Genomic DNA, 14,987 nt, shown 5'->3' with positions numbered 1-14,987 from the left:
TGACGAAGTGACAGGGGCTTTTTCATTGGCCTCAGGCCCTGTCGCGTTCCAGCAGCGGCTTCAAGTAGTAGCCGGTGTATGACTGCTCCATCTGCGCTACTTCTTCCGGGGTGCCGACAGCAATGATCTGTCCGCCTTTGGAACCCCCTTCGGGTCCCAGGTCCACCAGCCAGTCGGCGGTCTTGATCACGTCCAGGTTGTGTTCGATCACCACCACAGTGTTGCCGTGGTCTCGCAGGCGATGCAGCACGTCGAGCAGTTGCTGGATGTCAGCGAAGTGCAGGCCGGTGGTCGGCTCGTCGAGGATATACAGGGTCTTGCCGGTATCGCGCTTGGACAATTCGCGAGACAGCTTGACCCGCTGGGCCTCGCCACCGGACAAGGTAGTCGCTGATTGTCCCAGCTTGATATAGGACAGACCGACGTCCATCAGCGTCTGCAGCTTGCGCGCCAGGGCCGGCACCGCATCGAAGAACACTCGTGCTTCCTCGATGGTCATTTCGAGGGTTTCGTGGATGCTCTTGCCCTTGTACTTGATCTCCAGGGTTTCGCGGTTGTAGCGCTTGCTCTTGCAGACGTCGCACGGCACGTAGATGTCCGGCAGGAAGTGCATTTCCACCTTGATCAGTCCATCGCCCTGACAGGCCTCGCAGCGCCCGCCCTTGACGTTGAACGAGAAACGCCCCGGGCCGTAACCGCGGGAACGCGATTCCGGTACCCCGGCGAACAGCTCGCGAATCGGTGTGAAAAGCCCGGTATAGGTCGCCGGGTTGGAGCGCGGGGTACGACCGATCGGGCTTTGGTCGATATCCACCACCTTGTCCAGATGCTGCAGGCCATTGATGCTGTCGTGCGCCGACGCCTCGAGGGTGGTCGCACCATTCAATGCCGTGGCGCTGAGCGGAAACAGCGTGTTGTTGATCAACGTCGACTTGCCCGAGCCGGACACGCCGGTAACACAGGTCAGCAGGCCGATCGGAATATCCAGGTCGACATCGCGCAGATTGTTGCCGCGGGCTCCCTTGAGCGACAGCGAAAGCTTCTTGTTGCGTGGCGTACGTTTGGCCGGCACTGCGATCTTCACCCGGCCGGACAGGTACTTGCCGGTCAGTGAATCGGGGTGGGCCATGACTTCGGCCGGTGTACCTTCGGCGACGATATGTCCGCCGTGTATCCCGGCACCCGGGCCGATATCCACCACATAGTCGGCCAGACGAATCGCGTCTTCATCGTGCTCGACCACAATCACTGTGTTGCCGATATCACGCAGATGCTTGAGCGTACCGAGCAGTCGGTCGTTATCGCGCTGATGCAGGCCAATCGACGGTTCGTCGAGGATGTACAGCACCCCGACCAGGCCGGCACCAATCTGGCTGGCCAGGCGGATACGCTGGGCTTCGCCGCCAGACAAGGTGTCGGCACTGCGATCCAGGGACAGGTAGTCGAGGCCGACGTTGACCAGGAACTGCAGACGCTCGCGGATTTCCTTGAGAATCTTGTCGGCGATTTCGCCACGTCGACCGGTCAGTTTCAAAACGCCAAAGTACTCGCACGCATCGCCAATTGGCAGGCTGGTGACCGCTGGCAGGGTCTTCTCGCCGACCCATACATGCCGCGCCTCGCGGCGCAGACGGGTACCGCGACAGTCCGGGCACGCCTGGGTGGCAAGGAACTTGGCCAGTTCTTCGCGTACGGAAGCCGACTCGGTTTCCCGATAGCGCCGCTCCAGGTTCGGCACGATGCCTTCGAACGGGTGCGAGCGTTTGACGATGTCGCCACGGTCGTTGAGGTATTTGAAGTCGACATTCTGTGAGCCGCTGCCGTGCAGAATGTACTTCTGCTGATCAGCCGGTAGCGCGTTGAATGGCTCCTCCAGGCTGAACTTGTAATGGGAGGCCAGCGACCCGAGCATCTGGAAATAATAAACGTTGCGCCGGTCCCAGCCGCGAATCGCACCCTCGGCCAGGGTCAGTTCGCCATTGACCAGGCGCTTGATATCAAAGAACTGCTTCACCCCCAGACCATCACAGGTCGGGCAGGCGCCGGCCGGGTTGTTGAAGGAGAACAGCTTGGGTTCGAGCTCGCTGATGGCATGGCCGCAGATTGGGCAGGCAAAGCGTGCGGAAAAAATGATTTCTTCGCCGGGCTCATCGTCCATCGGCGCCACCAGGGCTATGCCGTCGGCGAGTTTCAAGGCGGTTTCGAAGGACTCGGCCAGACGTTGCTGCAAGTCGGGGCGAACCTTGAAGCGGTCGACCACTACATCAATCGAATGCTTTTTCTGTTTATCCAGCTTCGGCAGCTCATCCAGCTCGCAGAGCTTGCCATTCACCCGGGCCCGCACGAAGCCCTGGGCGCGCAGCTCTTCGAACACCGAAAGGTGCTCGCCTTTACGCTCGCGAATCACCGGGGCCAGCAGCATCAGCTTGCTGCCTTCGGGCTGCGCCATAACCAGGTCGACCATCTGGCTGACGGTCTGCGCCTCCAGCGGGATATCGTGGTCCGGGCAGCGGGGCATGCCGACGCGAGCGTACAGCAGGCGCAGGTAGTCGTAGATTTCGGTGATGGTGCCGACGGTCGAGCGCGGGTTGTGCGAGGTCGACTTCTGTTCGATGGAGATCGCCGGTGACAGACCTTCGATGGTATCGACGTCAGGTTTTTCCATCATCGACAAGAACTGCCGGGCGTAGGCCGACAGCGATTCGACATAACGTCGCTGACCTTCGGCGTACAGCGTGTCAAAAGCCAGGGACGACTTGCCGGATCCGGACAGGCCGGTGATGACGATCAGTTTGTCCCGGGGCAGGGTCAGGTCGATGTTCTTCAGGTTGTGGGTTCGGGCCCCACGAATCAGGATCTTGTCCAAAGTGGCCTCGCTCGGCGGGCGTAAACGTAGGAGTATAAGGCCAAATACTGGATGGATGCACACTATCAAATGAGCGTGGCGTAGCCATATATCAAAGCTGCGCGTCAATGCGTCGCGATGTACCCCGTCATTCGATGGGACTGGTAGAATCGCCGCCGGTTCACATGAGGTTTATCCATGCACGATCCCCACAGCGAACGCATGAGTGGCAGCGAGACCCGCGCGGCAAGCGGTCTGGCCCTGGTGTTCGCCTTCCGTATGCTTGGCATGTTTATGGTGTTGCCGGTCCTGGCGACCTATGGCATGGATCTCGCTGGAGCGACCCCGGCCCTGATCGGACTGGCGATTGGCGCTTACGGCCTGACCCAGGCGCTTTTCCAGATTCCGTTCGGGTTTGTTTCCGATCGTATCGGCCGACGCCCGGTCATCTACCTGGGGCTGATCGTCTTTGCCCTCGGCAGTATGCTGGCGGCCAACGCTGATTCGATCTGGGGCGTGATCGCCGGACGGATCCTGCAAGGCGCCGGGGCGATTTCCGCGGCAGTCATGGCCTTGCTCTCAGACCTGACCCGCGAACAGCACCGCACCAAAGCCATGGCGATGATCGGCATGACCATCGGCCTGTCGTTCGCGGTGGCCATGGTAGTCGGCCCGCTGCTGACCCGCGCATTCGGCTTGTCGGGGCTGTTTCTGGCTACCGGTGCAATGGCGTTAGTGGGGATTGTGATCGTCATGTTCATGGTCCCGCGCTCTACCGGGCCGTTGCAGCATCGCGAGTCCGGCGTTGCGCGACAGGCGCTCATGCCGACGCTCAAGCACCCGGACCTGCTGCGCCTGGACCTGGGTATTTTTGTGTTGCACGCGATGCTGATGTCCAGCTTCGTCGCCTTGCCGCTGGCCCTGGTCGAAAAAGCCGGGTTGCCTAAAGAAGAGCATTGGTGGGTTTACCTGACTGCGTTGTTGATTTCCTTCTTCGCGATGATCCCGTTCATCATCTACGGCGAGAAGAAACGCAAAATGAAACGAGTTTTACTCGGTGCAGTCGGTATGCTGATGCTCACTGAGCTATTCTTCTGGCAGTTCGGCAATAGCTTGCGGGCGCTGGTGATGGGTACGGTGGTGTTTTTCACCGCGTTCAATCTGCTGGAAGCCTCCTTGCCATCGCTGATCAGCAAGGTTTCACCGGCGGGCGGCAAGGGTACGGCCATGGGGGTTTATTCCACCAGCCAGTTCCTCGGTTCGGCACTGGGCGGGATCATGGGCGGTTGGCTGTTCCAGCATGGCGGTCTGTCGGTTGTGTTCCTCGGATGCGCAGGTCTGGCTGCCCTCTGGCTGGCCTTTGCTGTTACCATGCGCGAACCTCCCTATGTGACGAGCCTGCGCTTGCCGTTGTCGCCTGAAGCGATACGCGAAGCTGGCCTGACCGAGCGCCTGAAGGCCGTCGTTGGAGTAACAGATGCAGTGGTGGTGGCCGACGAGGCTGCCATTTACATCAAATTGGACACCGAACTATTGGATCGTACGACCCTCGAGCGCCTGGTCAACAACCCGGCGCCGGCAACGTGCGAAGCCTAGGAGAACGTTATGGCCCGTGGGGTTAACAAAGTCATATTGGTCGGCACTTGCGGCCAGGATCCCGAAGTTCGCTACTTGCCTAACGGTAACGCCGTGACCAACCTGAGTCTGGCGACCAGCGAACAGTGGACCGACAAGCAAACCGGTCAGAAGGTCGAAAAGACCGAATGGCACCGTGTGTCGATGTTCGGCAAGGTTGCGGAAATCGCCGGCGAGTACCTGCGCAAAGGTTCGCAGGTCTACATCGAAGGCAAACTGCAAACCCGCGAGTGGGAAAAAGACGGTATCAAGCGTTACACCACTGAAATCGTGGTCGACATGCAAGGCACCATGCAACTGCTCGGCGGCCGTCCACAGGGCGACCAACAAGGCCAGGGCGGCATGTCCAACTCGGCACCACGTCCACAACAGCAGTCCCGTCCACAGCCGACCCAGCAGCCACAGCGTGAGTCGCGTCCAGCGCCACAACAGGCTGCGCCACAGCCGGCAGCGGATTTCGACAGCTTTGATGACGATATTCCGTTCTGATTTTTAGAAACGCGAAGTGTCCAGACCTGAAATAGGTTTTACACCTGTTTCACCCAAACGCCCGATGCACTGCATCGGGCGTTTTGTATTTTAAGGGCAGGTGTAATCGCTTGCGGCACCGTCGGAGGCCATCGCGGGGCGTAAGCGTGGAATCCAGGTCGCTTGCTGATCAGATCTAGCGCCCTCACTTCCAATTATCCGGCGTTTGCCGGATACTAAGAGGCAAATGCCGAATCAATGGAGGTGCCGAATGTTAGCTGAAGTGATGCGAGAGCCTGCCTACGCTGCATACCGAATCCGCCTGGAATCCCTTCTGCAGATTCCGACCGATGCAAGCGAGCTGGAGATTCACGAGATAATCCAGTTTGGTTTCGAGGCCGATCGACTGATGAAACTCTGCGACCAAGGCGATGTGACGCCCTTGGAGCGTGATCAGATCATCCCCCTCAAAACGCTGAAGACGCGGATTGCCAAAGATCAGAAGCTGACGGTCGACGAGAGTGATCGGCTGTTCCGTGCCGCGCACATCACCGCCATGGCCGACGCTCTGTTCGGAAACGATGAAAAGGCCAAGCGCTGGTTATCGAAGCCCAAAGATCGTTTCTCAGGCAAAAGCCCAATGGCGATGCTTTCGACCATTCAGGGTACCCGTCAGGTCGAGGAAATGCTCATTCAACTGGCAGAAGGCTTTACCTTTTGATTTTCTGGCGGATAAGCGCGTTCGCCGATCTGACAGGACGTGGTGGCCTTCTTGCCAGTGGACGATGGCATACTGCTGGCAGGCCTGTCGTTTACCTCGCCGGGACGCCTGCCGGGGCCATGCTTGAAATCCTGGTCCACCTTGAGGTGGATCAGGAAGACTTTCCTGAAACGCTGCAGCTGCTCAAGGTAGAGATCCCGGACGACATTAGCATTGCCGCAGCACCCCAACTCAAGACGGATTGGGCAGATGATCTTCGTCACACCAAAGGCCTGGGCGATGCGTTTCTCAAGACAGCAGCGGCACTTCTGATGCCGATCCCAAGCGCCATCATGCCGCACACTCAAAACTACCTCTACAATCCCATGCACATGGACTCGGCGAAGGCCGTTCTGACCGGCGAGATCTTCAAACTGGACAATCGCCTGCTCAAGAAACCGTAGGCTCCAGCCCCCCCCTCGGCTAGCTTGAGGGGGGGCGATAATTGGGGGATGCGTAACCCTTCCAAGGGACTCGGATTTCTCTAACGGTAAACAAAAGGCCGGTAGCACTCAAACGCTACCGGCCTTTTGGTTTCTGATGCTTTTATCAGCCTTTGGCAAAGGCCAGCATATCCGCGTTCACCTTCTCTTTATGCGTATCCGTCAGCCCATGAGGTGCCCCCGGGTAGACGATCAGCTTGGCGTGTTCGATCAGCCTGGCGCTTTCCAGTCCGGCAGCCTGGATCGGCACGATCTGGTCATCGTCGCCGTGGATGATCAGGGTCGGTATATCGAATTTCTTCAGATCTTCGCGAAAATCGGATTCCGAGAAGGCCTTGATGCTGTCCAGGGTGTTCTTGTGCCCGCCCATCATGCCTTGCATCCAGAACGAGTCGATCAAGCCCTGGGAGACTTTGGCTCCGGGGCGGTTGAAGCCGAAGAACGGGCCGCTGGCGATGTCTTTGTAGAGTTGCGATCGATCGGCGATGGAGCCGGCGCGGATGCCGTCGAAAACTTCGATAGGCAAGCCTTTGGGGTTGGTCTCGGTTTTCAGCATCAGCGGTGGCACGGCGCAAATCAGCCCGGCCTTGGCCAGTCGTCCGGTGCCGTGGCGACCGATGTAGCGGGCGACTTCGCCGCCGCCGGTGGAGAAGCCGAAGAGGATTACCTCCTTGAGGTCCAGGTGTTCGATCAGCTCGGCCAGATCGTCGGCGTAGTGATCCATGTCGTTGCCGTCCCACGGCTGGCTGGAGCGTCCGTGGCCGCGCCGGTCGTGGGCGATGGCCCGATAGCCATTGTCCGCGAAGTGCAGCATTTGCGATTCCCAGCTGTCGGCGCTCAGTGGCCAGCCATGGCTGAACACTACCGGTTGTCCGCTGCCCCAATCCTTGTAATAGAGAGTATTACCTTCGCGAGTCGTAAGCATTGCCATGTCAGTAGTCTCCAATGAGTGTGCGTCAGTGGCTGGCAGTCAGGAAATCGTTGGTGGACACCACGCTTGCATAGGCAAAGTCCAGGGCCGACATGAAGGCGGCGTGCACGTGGGCGGCCGGAACAACAACACCGTTGAACTCTAGATCGCGGGAGGCACAGGCGTCGTGGATCACCGTGACCGGGTAGCCAAGGTCGGCCGCAGCGCGAGTGATGGCGTCGACGCATATGTGGCTCATGTTGCCGACGATCACCAGTTGCTCGATGCCCTGCTGGTCGAGGATTGACTGTAGTTCGGTTTCGCGAAATGAGTTGACGAAGTGTTTGAGCACCACCGTTTCGTCCGCACGGTTGGTCACTTTAGGGTGCAGGTGTGCGCCTTCGGAGCCGGGGGTGAAGAACGGCGCCGCGTCGGAGGTGAATTCGTGCCGGATGTGCACCACCGGCTCACCGGCCTCGCGAAAGGCCTGAATCAGCCGTGCGGCGTTGTCCGCCGCGGCTTCGACGCCAACTAGTGGCCACTTGCCTTGGGGGAAGTAGTCGTTCTGGATATCGACTACGATGAGTGCTTGCTTGGCCATGTCTGTTTCCTCGAAGTGTGTCTTGGTGTGGAATCAAGTATTGGGTCTGACAGGGCGTCCGAGGATTGGCCGCACCGACAATAGAGAGGGGAAAACTGACAATGGATGTGGAACGCGCAGTCGCCGAACTCGGCGTGCTGATCTATCCCGGGGCGCAGATGGCGGCGGTGCACGGTTTGACCGATCTGTTCGGGGTGGCCAACCGCATCGCCGATGAGCATCAGGCGTCGCGGTTGCCGATACTGCGGGTCAGTCATTGGCGGGCCGATGACGATGAGGTGCCCGTGCGAGTGTTTGACAGCCATCCCGGTTCTGAGGAGGCGCTGGTGGCGGTACTGATTCCACCGTCGATCGGCGGCTTTTCCGACGACCAGGCGCCGCTGGTGCTAATGCGCTGGATTCGCCAGCAACACTCCGGGGGTGCGACCCTTGGTGGCGTGTGCGTGGGCTCGATTCTGTTGGCGCAAAGCGGTCTGCTCGATGGCCGTAGCGCGACCACTCACTGGACCTCGGCGAAAAAATTTGCCGAGCGTTACCCGGCGGTCAGGCTCAATGCCGACAAACCCATAATCGACGACGGCGACCTGATCACCACCGCTGGACTCATGGCTTGGTCCGAGCTGGGTTTACGGCTGGTCGATCGGCTGCTCGGGCCGAGTATCGCCACCAGTACCGCGCGCTTTCTGATGGTCGAACACAGCGACAGCGCGAGTCAGTGTGGCAGCAACTTTTCACCGATTCTCGGCCATGGCGACGGCGCTATTCTGAAGGTTCAGCACTGGCTGCAGGGCAATGGTGCGGTCGAGGTATCCCTGAGCAGCATGGCGCAGCGGGCCGGGCTGGAAGAGCGTACCTTCCTGCGGCGCTTTCGGACGGCGACAGGCCTGAAACCCACCGAGTACTGTCAGCATCTACGGGTCGGCAAGGCCAGGGAAATGCTCGAATTCACCCACGACACCATCGACCACATTGCCTGGACCGTCGGCTATCAGGACCCGAGTGCTTTTCGCGCGACGTTCAAGAAAATCACCGGGCTTGCCCCCAGTGATTACCGAAGCCGGTTCGGCGTCACGGCACTCGCGATGGCCCAGCGGGGTTGAATCCTCGGTCGTGCAAAATGCGTTGCCTGTCACAGCGGTCGTGCAAAATACGACAGGCCCAATGCCAGCATCGGTGCCGGCAGACCACTGATCAGTGGAGCCTATTCTCGGTTGGTCTGTTGGCCTGATCCCTGCACCTATCCCAGGACACCCATTACGCACAGGGCCAAGGGGGGACACATGACCCCGGCACAACGAAAGAAACTGGTGGTCGCCCATTCGGTCCGCCCGCAGGCGCCATTGCATGAAGTCGAAACCAACCGTGCGCTGGCTCGCTGGTTGGCGCAGGTTCTCGGACTCAAGTTCGGTGGCAGTTATGACGCCGAACGTCACGCCTCTCGCGACCTCTATCTGCTGCCCACGCAAACCATTGTCGGCGCAGAGGACGCACGGCAATTCGGGATCAAGGGCCCGGAAGACCTGTGGGGAGGTTACGTCGAGCACGATTTTATCTGCACCAAAGCCATCACCCATGGCCTGTTGAACAAAGACGCGGTGGCGCCTGAAGGCTGGGCGCCGCTGTTTTGCGAAAGGGTTCGCACTGTGGTGCTGGACGGCGTCAGCGTTTTTTCGTTGAGAGATGCCCGGCCGGCGGCAAGCCACCTGCTCTACAGCGGGCCGATCCGGATGAAGCCGATTCACGGCTGTGCCGGTCGGGGGCAGAAAGTGATCAACAGCCTCGATCAATTCGATGAAATCATTGCCCGGCCGCAAGCCGCCAAGCTGTTCAGCGAAGGCGTGGTGCTCGAGCAGGATTTGCAAAACGTCATGACCCACAGCGTTGGCCAGACCGTTATCGCCGGCAATCGCCTGAGCTACTGTGGCGAGCAGTACCTGACGGAAGACGGCGTTGGCGAAAAGGTCTACGGCGGCTCGGACCTGCTGGTAGTGCAGGGCGGCTACGACGAGTTGCTCGCCCTCGAGCTGCCGGATGACGTGCGTCTGGCCATCCGCCAGGCCCAGGTATTCGATGCCGCGGCGGATGAGGCCTATCCGGCATTCTTCGCCTCGCGGCGCAATTACGACATCGCCCAGGGGCTGGATGCCAACGGCCAGCAGCGCAGTGGCGTGCTGGAACAGTCGTGGCGCATGGGCGGTGCGAGCAGTGCGGAAGTGGCGGCGCTGCAAGCGTTCGTCAACGACCCTGGAATGCGCGCAATCCGTGTGTCCTCGGTGGAAACCTATACTCGACAGGCATTACCGGCGGGTGCCATCGAAGTGTTCCGGGGCCCGGCTGAAAGCAGCGATTTTCTTCTCAAGTACGTAACGGTCAAATCCTATGACGGCTAGAAGCGAAACGATTCAGATCGAGATCGACCATGAGCAGATGAGCGGGACCTTCCTCAGTCCCAAATCGAAAGTCCCGGGCGTATTGTTCGTGCACGGTTGGGGCGGTAGCCAGGAGCGCGACCTGGAGCGAGCCAAAGGCATTGCCGGACTGGGTTGCGTGTGTCTGACCTTCGACCTGCGCGGCCATGCAGGCAATGGCATTGCACTGTCGCAGGTGACCCGTGAAGATAACCTGCGCGACTTGCTTGCGGCCTATGATCGGTTGCTCGCTCATCCGGCTATCGACACCTCGGCGGTTGCCGTGGTGGGAACCAGCTACGGGGGCTACCTGGCGAGCATTCTGACCTCATTGCGCCCGGTGCGCTGGCTGGCGCTGAGGGTTCCGGCGCTATACCGCGATGATCTATGGCTCACACCCAAGCGTGACCTGGATAAAGCCGACTTGCTCGATTACCGCAGCAGCCGGGTGCAGGCTGGCAGCAACCGTGCGTTGCATGCCTGTACGGCGTTTACCGGGGACGTGCTGATCGTTGAATCCGAGCACGATGAGCATGTGCCCCACGCCACCATCATGAGTTATCGCGCGGCCTGTCAGCAGACCCACTCGCTGACCCACCGGATCATTGATGGCGCCGATCATGCGTTGAGCGATCCGATTTCCCAGCAGGCTTACACCTCGATCCTGGTGGGCTGGATAACCGAAATGGTGGTGGGCGAGCGCTTGAGTCTGATTCAGTCCAGGTGAAGGGTGATTCCCAAAAGATCGCAGCCTTCGGCCGCTCCTACACCGACCCATGCACGATTTTTTGATGTTAGGTTCACCCCGCAGGCTTCTTCTCCACCCGCAACGCCTTGGCCTTGGCCTCGACCACCAGGAACATCACCAGCGCAATCAACAGCGGCACAATGAAATAGATCGCACGGTAGGCAATCAGCCCGGCCAGCAGACTGCCGCGCGACACCTCATGTTGCAGCAGCGCGATGAACACCGCCTCCAGCACTCCGAGCCCGGCCGGGATATGAGTAATCACCCCGGCAATGCTGCTGATCAGCAACACGCCCAGCACCACCGGGTAATCGAGCTGCTTGGGCAGTAAAGTGAAAATCACCGCGGCCATCAACGACCAGTTCAGCGCCCCCAGGAACAATTGCAACAACGCCATGCGCAGTGATGGCAGGTTGATTTCGATACCGCGCAAAGTCCAGGTCCGTCGCCGGGAAAAGCGGCAGGCTACGAGGTAGCTCGCACTCAATAACAATAACAGCAGCCCAACCCCTTGAAAGGCATCGCTGCTGAGCTTCCAGCCGGGTGGCAGCCTGACCAGGCCGCTGCTGAACACCGATCCAGCCAGCAGCATGTAGCCTAGCCAATTGGTGGCCAGGCTCAGACCGAGAATCTTCGCAATATTGGCCGTGCTCACACCCAGCCGCGAATACAATCGATAGCGCATGGCGATGCCGCCGACCCAGGCACTGAGGTTGAGGTTGAAGGCATAGCTGATAAATCCCACCGGCAGAACCTGCCGCCAGCCCAGATTCTGTCGGATATAGGTGCGACCGATCAGGTCAAAGCAGGCGTACACCAGGAAACTCACCAGCGTCAGGCTGGCGGCGATGATCAGCGTGCGCACCTTGAAGTCGGCCAGGGTATCGACTACCTCGCTCCAGTCGATACGCCTTGCCAGCAGGGTGAACAGCACAATCAATAGCAGAAAAAACACCACCGTCAGTGGCCGCTTCCAGCGTTTCCAGCCATGGTTGGGATGGGAGCCATTTTGCGCCGAGTGTGATTCGGGGTGGCTCATGGCGCCTGCTCCCGGGTGGTCTTCGACGTTTGCTGCGGATGGGTAAAGGGTTTGAGTCGCGGTTTATGTGCCGGCAGCCAACCGGCCCAGGCTGGAAAGTGCCGCAGGAAGTGGAACACCAGAAACCCGATCGTCATCCGCCAAAGCAACCCGCGCGATGAGCGGTTTTGCGGCATGCACTTGCAGTGCTCGCGGCTCAATCGATCCAGGCGCTCGAACAGCTCGCGATTGAATTCGCGATCGCGAATCAGCACGTTGGCTTCGAGATTCAGTGACAGGCTCAACGGGTCCAGGTTGCTCGAACCCACGGTGCTCCATTCCTCATCCACCAACGCGACTTTGCCGTGCAGTGGCCGCTCGCAATACTCGTAGATGGTCACGCCATCCTTGAGCAGGTAGTCATAGGTCATGCGCGCCGCGAGTTTGGCGATCAGCATGTCTGGCTGGCCTTGGAGAATCAGACGTACCTCGACCCCGCGTCGCGCCGCATTGCGAATTTCGCGCAGTAAGCGATAGCCCGGAAAGAAGTAGGCGTTGGCGATCACCACCCGACGTTTTGCTCTGCGCAAGGCCTGCCGGTAAACCTCTTCGATATCCGTCTGATGTTCGCGATTGTCGCGATAGACCAGTCGCACCTGACCGTCATGTTCGGTGAAGGCCAATTCCGAGCGACGTCTGCGGCGGCGTTGCCACCAATATTTGGCATGGGCCGGCCGGCCACTTTGCAGCAGGGTGAAATGGTGGATGTCGACCACCGCCGGGCCCTGGACCTCGACCGCGTAATCCTGCTTGGCTTCGGGACCGAAGTCTGCGAGGTGATCAGCGGAAAAATTGATCCCGCCAAGGAATGCGATTTCGCCGTCGACCACCACGATCTTGCGATGCAGACGACGGAACCAGTTAGTCCGCAGCAAGCCAAGGGTCAGCGGCGCCGGATCGAATATTTGCAGGCGTACTCCGGCAGCGCTCAGGGCCGCCAGGAAGTCAGTGCTCAGCTCACCGCAACCGAATCCGTCCAGGCTCATGGTGATCCGCACGCCTCGTTGCGCTGCTTCGATCAGGATGCTTTGCAGCTCATTGCCCACCTTGTCCTCGAACAAAATGAAGGTCTCGATGAGGATTTCGTTCTGCGCCTGGCGCAGGACTTCGAACACTCGGGGAAAATACGCTTCGCCATTTTCCAGCAGCTCGACCCGGTTGTTGCTCTGCCAGCCGTACTCGATATCTCCAAACGCCCGGTCCCGTAGGGATTGGGTTGTGGGTAAGTTGTCCACCGGGGTTTTTTCCATCGGCGTGCTGCTCATAGCTCGATCTCCACCGACAGCGGTGCATGATCAGACAGATGGGACCAAGGGCGTGCCTTCAATACTTTCGGATGCTGCGCCTTCAGATTGCGCACGTAAATCCGGTCCAGACGCAATGCAGGCAGTCGCGCCGGGAAACTGCGCGCCGGTTTGCCATAGTGTTCGGCGAACACTTCGCGCAAGCCGCAGGGTTTGAGTAGCGCATCGGCCCGCTGGCGCCAATCGTTGAAATCGCCAGCGACAATCACCGGTGCATCTGCAGGTAGCTCTCCCAAACGGTGCGCCAAGAGTTGCAACTGCTGGCGGCGATGGGATTCGAGCAACCCAAGGTGGACGCAAATCGCGTGTACTTCACGGCCGTCACCGGGTAAGCGTAATACGCAATGCAACAGCCCGCGGTTTTCCCGCCCGGAGATCGATACGTCGAGATTGTCATGGCGAATGATCTGGAATTTCGACAACAGTGCATTGCCATGGTCGCCCGAGGGATACACCGCGTTACGCCCATAGGCGAACTGTGGCCAGATAGTGTCGGCGAGGTATTCGTACTGCGGCATCGTCGGCCAGTTGCTGAAGCGCCGTGAATGAGGCTCGTGGATGCCGTGCACCTCTTGGAGAAACACCACGTCGGCGGCCACGCTACGCACCGCTTCGCGCAGTTCCGGCAAGATAAAACGTCGGTTGAGGGCGGTGAAACCCATGTGGATATTGACGGTCAGCACGGTAAAGCGGCAGACCGCCGTGGTGCCTGGTGTGATATCGCAATGTTCGCTTGTCGGCTCCCGCAGGCTCATGGCAATACCCCGGGTTCCGGCGACTTGCCCGGCTCGGTCGCCAGTGCGGCATCCAGACCCAGGTGCTGTATCAGGCGACGGGCATCGAAGGGCGCGTGGACCTTGAGGTCATTGTCGAAGTAACAAAACACCTCGCGGGTTTTTCGCGCTTTGGGCTTTTGCTGGTGGTCGATCAACTGCGCATCGGCCGGTTGTTTGCCGTGGCTCCAGGTGTCGATTCGATCGCCCCAGCGTTTTAGCGCCTCGGTTGTGTAGCCGCTGGCGTAGAGCTGTTTGTCGCCATGCAGGCGCATATACACAAAATCGCTGGTCAGGTCTTCACGGTAGGGCCACTTGCCGGCCGTATCGGCGATGACCAGTGCGGCGCTATAACGCTTGAGCAAGGTGACAAACTCCGGGACCGCAAAGCTGTCGTGGCGGATTTCCACGGCGTGCCGCAGCGGCTTTTTTCCGTGGGCCTTCATACTGGCTTTGCCGTTCAGGCGGGCTTCGTGTTGTCGGGCGAGGTCCGCTGCCTGTTGGGTATTCGTCGGGATCTGGGCGAGAAAGGCTTCGAACAATTCGGGGTTGAACTTGAAGCTCGGCGGGAATTGCCAGAGGATTGGCCCAAGTTTTTCCTTCAGCTCCAGCACCCCGGAAGCGAAAAAATTGGCCAAGGGTTTGTGGACGTCCCGCAGACGCAGGATATGGGTGATGTAGCGGGGCGCCTTGACGCTGAAGACGAAGCCTTTCGGGGTATCGGCGTACCAGTCGGCATAGCGCTGAGGCGTTTGCAGCGCATAGAACGATCCGTTGATTTCGATGCTGTTGACCGCCCGCGAAGCGAACTGCAACTCACGGTTCTGGGTCAGTCCTTCGGGGTAGAAATCACCTCGCCAAGGTTTGTAGCGCCAGCCGGAAATACCGATATGAATTACCGCCATGTGTCCTCCCGTCGTGTCTCGCCGAATCACCTCCGTTCTTTTGATGACTGTGTTTCTGGCGGGAAAGTTTCGACGGGTTTACAGACGGTGAGTTACCCGTAGCAGCTGG

General features: G+C 59.6%; 14 protein-coding genes. 7 read left to right on the top strand and 7 right to left on the bottom strand.

Annotation, left to right across the window (positions count from 1 at the left end):
* Positions 1–31: 31 nt before the first annotated feature.
* Entirely contained in the window at positions 32–2,866 is a 2,835-nt protein-coding gene (gene uvrA / locus AC3IUA_RS27595; protein ID WP_489357969.1) for an excinuclease ABC subunit UvrA, read from the bottom strand.
* A gap of 177 nt (positions 2,867–3,043) precedes the next feature.
* Between uvrA and AC3IUA_RS27590 the strand changes: the two genes are divergently transcribed.
* From AC3IUA_RS27590 to AC3IUA_RS27575, 4 genes are all read left to right on the top strand, one after another.
* Complete coding sequence (locus AC3IUA_RS27590; protein WP_489357968.1) at positions 3,044–4,441, top strand: MFS transporter; 1,398 nt, start codon at positions 3,044–3,046, stop codon at positions 4,439–4,441.
* Positions 4,442–4,450: 9 nt separating this feature from the next.
* Positions 4,451–4,969, top strand: a complete 519-nt coding sequence (locus tag AC3IUA_RS27585; RefSeq protein ID WP_003210042.1) for a single-stranded DNA-binding protein — start codon at positions 4,451–4,453, stop codon at positions 4,967–4,969.
* A gap of 250 nt (positions 4,970–5,219) precedes the next feature.
* A complete protein-coding gene (locus tag AC3IUA_RS27580) occupies positions 5,220–5,669 on the top strand; it encodes an Xre family toxin-antitoxin system antitoxin (RefSeq protein WP_489357967.1) in 450 nt (149 codons plus the stop codon).
* A complete protein-coding gene (locus tag AC3IUA_RS27575) occupies positions 5,666–6,112 on the top strand; it encodes an RES family NAD+ phosphorylase (protein WP_489357966.1) in 447 nt (148 codons plus the stop codon). Before AC3IUA_RS27580 ends, AC3IUA_RS27575 begins: the two co-directional genes overlap by 4 nt.
* Positions 6,113–6,257: 145 nt before the next feature.
* On the opposite strand, the gene AC3IUA_RS27570 is transcribed toward AC3IUA_RS27575, so the two are convergent.
* Both AC3IUA_RS27570 and AC3IUA_RS27565 read right to left on the bottom strand, forming a co-directional pair.
* Positions 6,258–7,082 carry an alpha/beta fold hydrolase gene (locus AC3IUA_RS27570; protein WP_489357965.1) on the bottom strand — a complete coding sequence of 275 codons (825 nt, stop codon included), beginning with the start codon at positions 7,080–7,082 and terminating at the stop codon, positions 6,258–6,260.
* A 25-nt stretch (positions 7,083–7,107) separates the two neighbouring features.
* Positions 7,108–7,662, bottom strand: coding sequence for a cysteine hydrolase family protein (locus tag AC3IUA_RS27565; protein ID WP_489357964.1), 555 nt, complete (start codon positions 7,660–7,662; stop codon positions 7,108–7,110).
* Positions 7,663–7,763: 101 nt separating this feature from the next.
* Between AC3IUA_RS27565 and AC3IUA_RS27560 the strand changes: the two genes are divergently transcribed.
* The 3 genes from AC3IUA_RS27560 to AC3IUA_RS27550 all read left to right on the top strand — a co-directional run bounded on the left by AC3IUA_RS27560 (position 7,764) and on the right by AC3IUA_RS27550 (position 10,797).
* Positions 7,764–8,762, top strand: coding sequence for a GlxA family transcriptional regulator (locus AC3IUA_RS27560; protein ID WP_489357963.1), 999 nt, complete (start codon positions 7,764–7,766; stop codon positions 8,760–8,762).
* Between the two features lie 180 nt (positions 8,763–8,942).
* The gene (locus AC3IUA_RS27555) at positions 8,943–10,052 is read left to right on the top strand and encodes a DUF3182 family protein (RefSeq protein WP_489357962.1); all 1,110 of its coding nucleotides are present in this window, start codon (positions 8,943–8,945) and stop codon (positions 10,050–10,052) included.
* Positions 10,042–10,797, top strand: a complete 756-nt coding sequence (locus AC3IUA_RS27550; protein ID WP_489357961.1) for an alpha/beta hydrolase family protein — start codon at positions 10,042–10,044, stop codon at positions 10,795–10,797. The genes AC3IUA_RS27555 and AC3IUA_RS27550 overlap by 11 nt, the downstream gene beginning before the upstream one ends.
* A 73-nt stretch (positions 10,798–10,870) precedes the next feature.
* Here the strand turns inward: AC3IUA_RS27550 and AC3IUA_RS27545 are convergent, their stop codons facing one another.
* Genes AC3IUA_RS27545 through AC3IUA_RS27530 form a run of 4 tightly spaced genes read right to left on the bottom strand, consistent with a single transcriptional unit; the run spans position 10,871 to position 14,878 of the window.
* Positions 10,871–11,857 (bottom strand): lysylphosphatidylglycerol synthase domain-containing protein, encoded by a 987-nt coding sequence (locus tag AC3IUA_RS27545; RefSeq protein ID WP_489357960.1) that lies wholly within the window; start codon positions 11,855–11,857, stop codon positions 10,871–10,873.
* Positions 11,854–13,161, bottom strand: coding sequence for a cardiolipin synthase ClsB (gene clsB / locus AC3IUA_RS27540; protein WP_489357959.1), 1,308 nt, complete (start codon positions 13,159–13,161; stop codon positions 11,854–11,856). The genes AC3IUA_RS27545 and clsB overlap by 4 nt, the downstream gene beginning before the upstream one ends.
* Positions 13,158–13,955, bottom strand: coding sequence for an endonuclease/exonuclease/phosphatase family protein (locus AC3IUA_RS27535; protein WP_489357958.1), 798 nt, complete (start codon positions 13,953–13,955; stop codon positions 13,158–13,160). Before AC3IUA_RS27535 ends, clsB begins: the two co-directional genes overlap by 4 nt.
* Entirely contained in the window at positions 13,952–14,878 is a 927-nt protein-coding gene (locus tag AC3IUA_RS27530; RefSeq protein ID WP_489357957.1) for a DUF72 domain-containing protein, read from the bottom strand. The genes AC3IUA_RS27535 and AC3IUA_RS27530 overlap by 4 nt, the downstream gene beginning before the upstream one ends.
* Positions 14,879–14,987: the final 109 nt, after the last annotated feature.

This window comes from Pseudomonas sp. KH_050 (genome assembly GCF_057838875.1).
The sequence above is the reverse complement of the archived record's forward strand: the minus strand, read 5'-3'. Positions and strand labels throughout refer to the sequence as shown.

Bases quoted from the DNA above. Each gene is read 5' to 3' on its own strand.
- AC3IUA_RS27590 (WP_489357968.1), top strand. From the start codon at position 3,044: ATGCACGATCCCCACAGCGAACGCATGAGTGGCAGCGAGACCCGCGCG.
- AC3IUA_RS27585 (WP_003210042.1), top strand. From the start codon at position 4,451: ATGGCCCGTGGGGTTAACAAAGTCATATTGGTCGGCACTTGCGGCCAG.
- AC3IUA_RS27580 (WP_489357967.1), top strand. From the start codon at position 5,220: ATGTTAGCTGAAGTGATGCGAGAGCCTGCCTACGCTGCATACCGAATC.
- AC3IUA_RS27570 (WP_489357965.1), bottom strand. From the start codon at position 7,082: ATGGCAATGCTTACGACTCGCGAAGGTAATACTCTCTATTACAAGGAT.
- AC3IUA_RS27565 (WP_489357964.1), bottom strand. From the start codon at position 7,662: ATGGCCAAGCAAGCACTCATCGTAGTCGATATCCAGAACGACTACTTC.
- AC3IUA_RS27560 (WP_489357963.1), top strand. From the start codon at position 7,764: ATGGATGTGGAACGCGCAGTCGCCGAACTCGGCGTGCTGATCTATCCC.
- AC3IUA_RS27555 (WP_489357962.1), top strand. From the start codon at position 8,943: ATGACCCCGGCACAACGAAAGAAACTGGTGGTCGCCCATTCGGTCCGC.
- AC3IUA_RS27550 (WP_489357961.1), top strand. From the start codon at position 10,042: ATGACGGCTAGAAGCGAAACGATTCAGATCGAGATCGACCATGAGCAG.
- AC3IUA_RS27545 (WP_489357960.1), bottom strand. From the start codon at position 11,857: ATGAGCCACCCCGAATCACACTCGGCGCAAAATGGCTCCCATCCCAAC.
- clsB (WP_489357959.1), bottom strand. From the start codon at position 13,161: ATGAGCAGCACGCCGATGGAAAAAACCCCGGTGGACAACTTACCCACA.
- AC3IUA_RS27535 (WP_489357958.1), bottom strand. From the start codon at position 13,955: ATGAGCCTGCGGGAGCCGACAAGCGAACATTGCGATATCACACCAGGC.
- AC3IUA_RS27530 (WP_489357957.1), bottom strand. From the start codon at position 14,878: ATGGCGGTAATTCATATCGGTATTTCCGGCTGGCGCTACAAACCTTGG.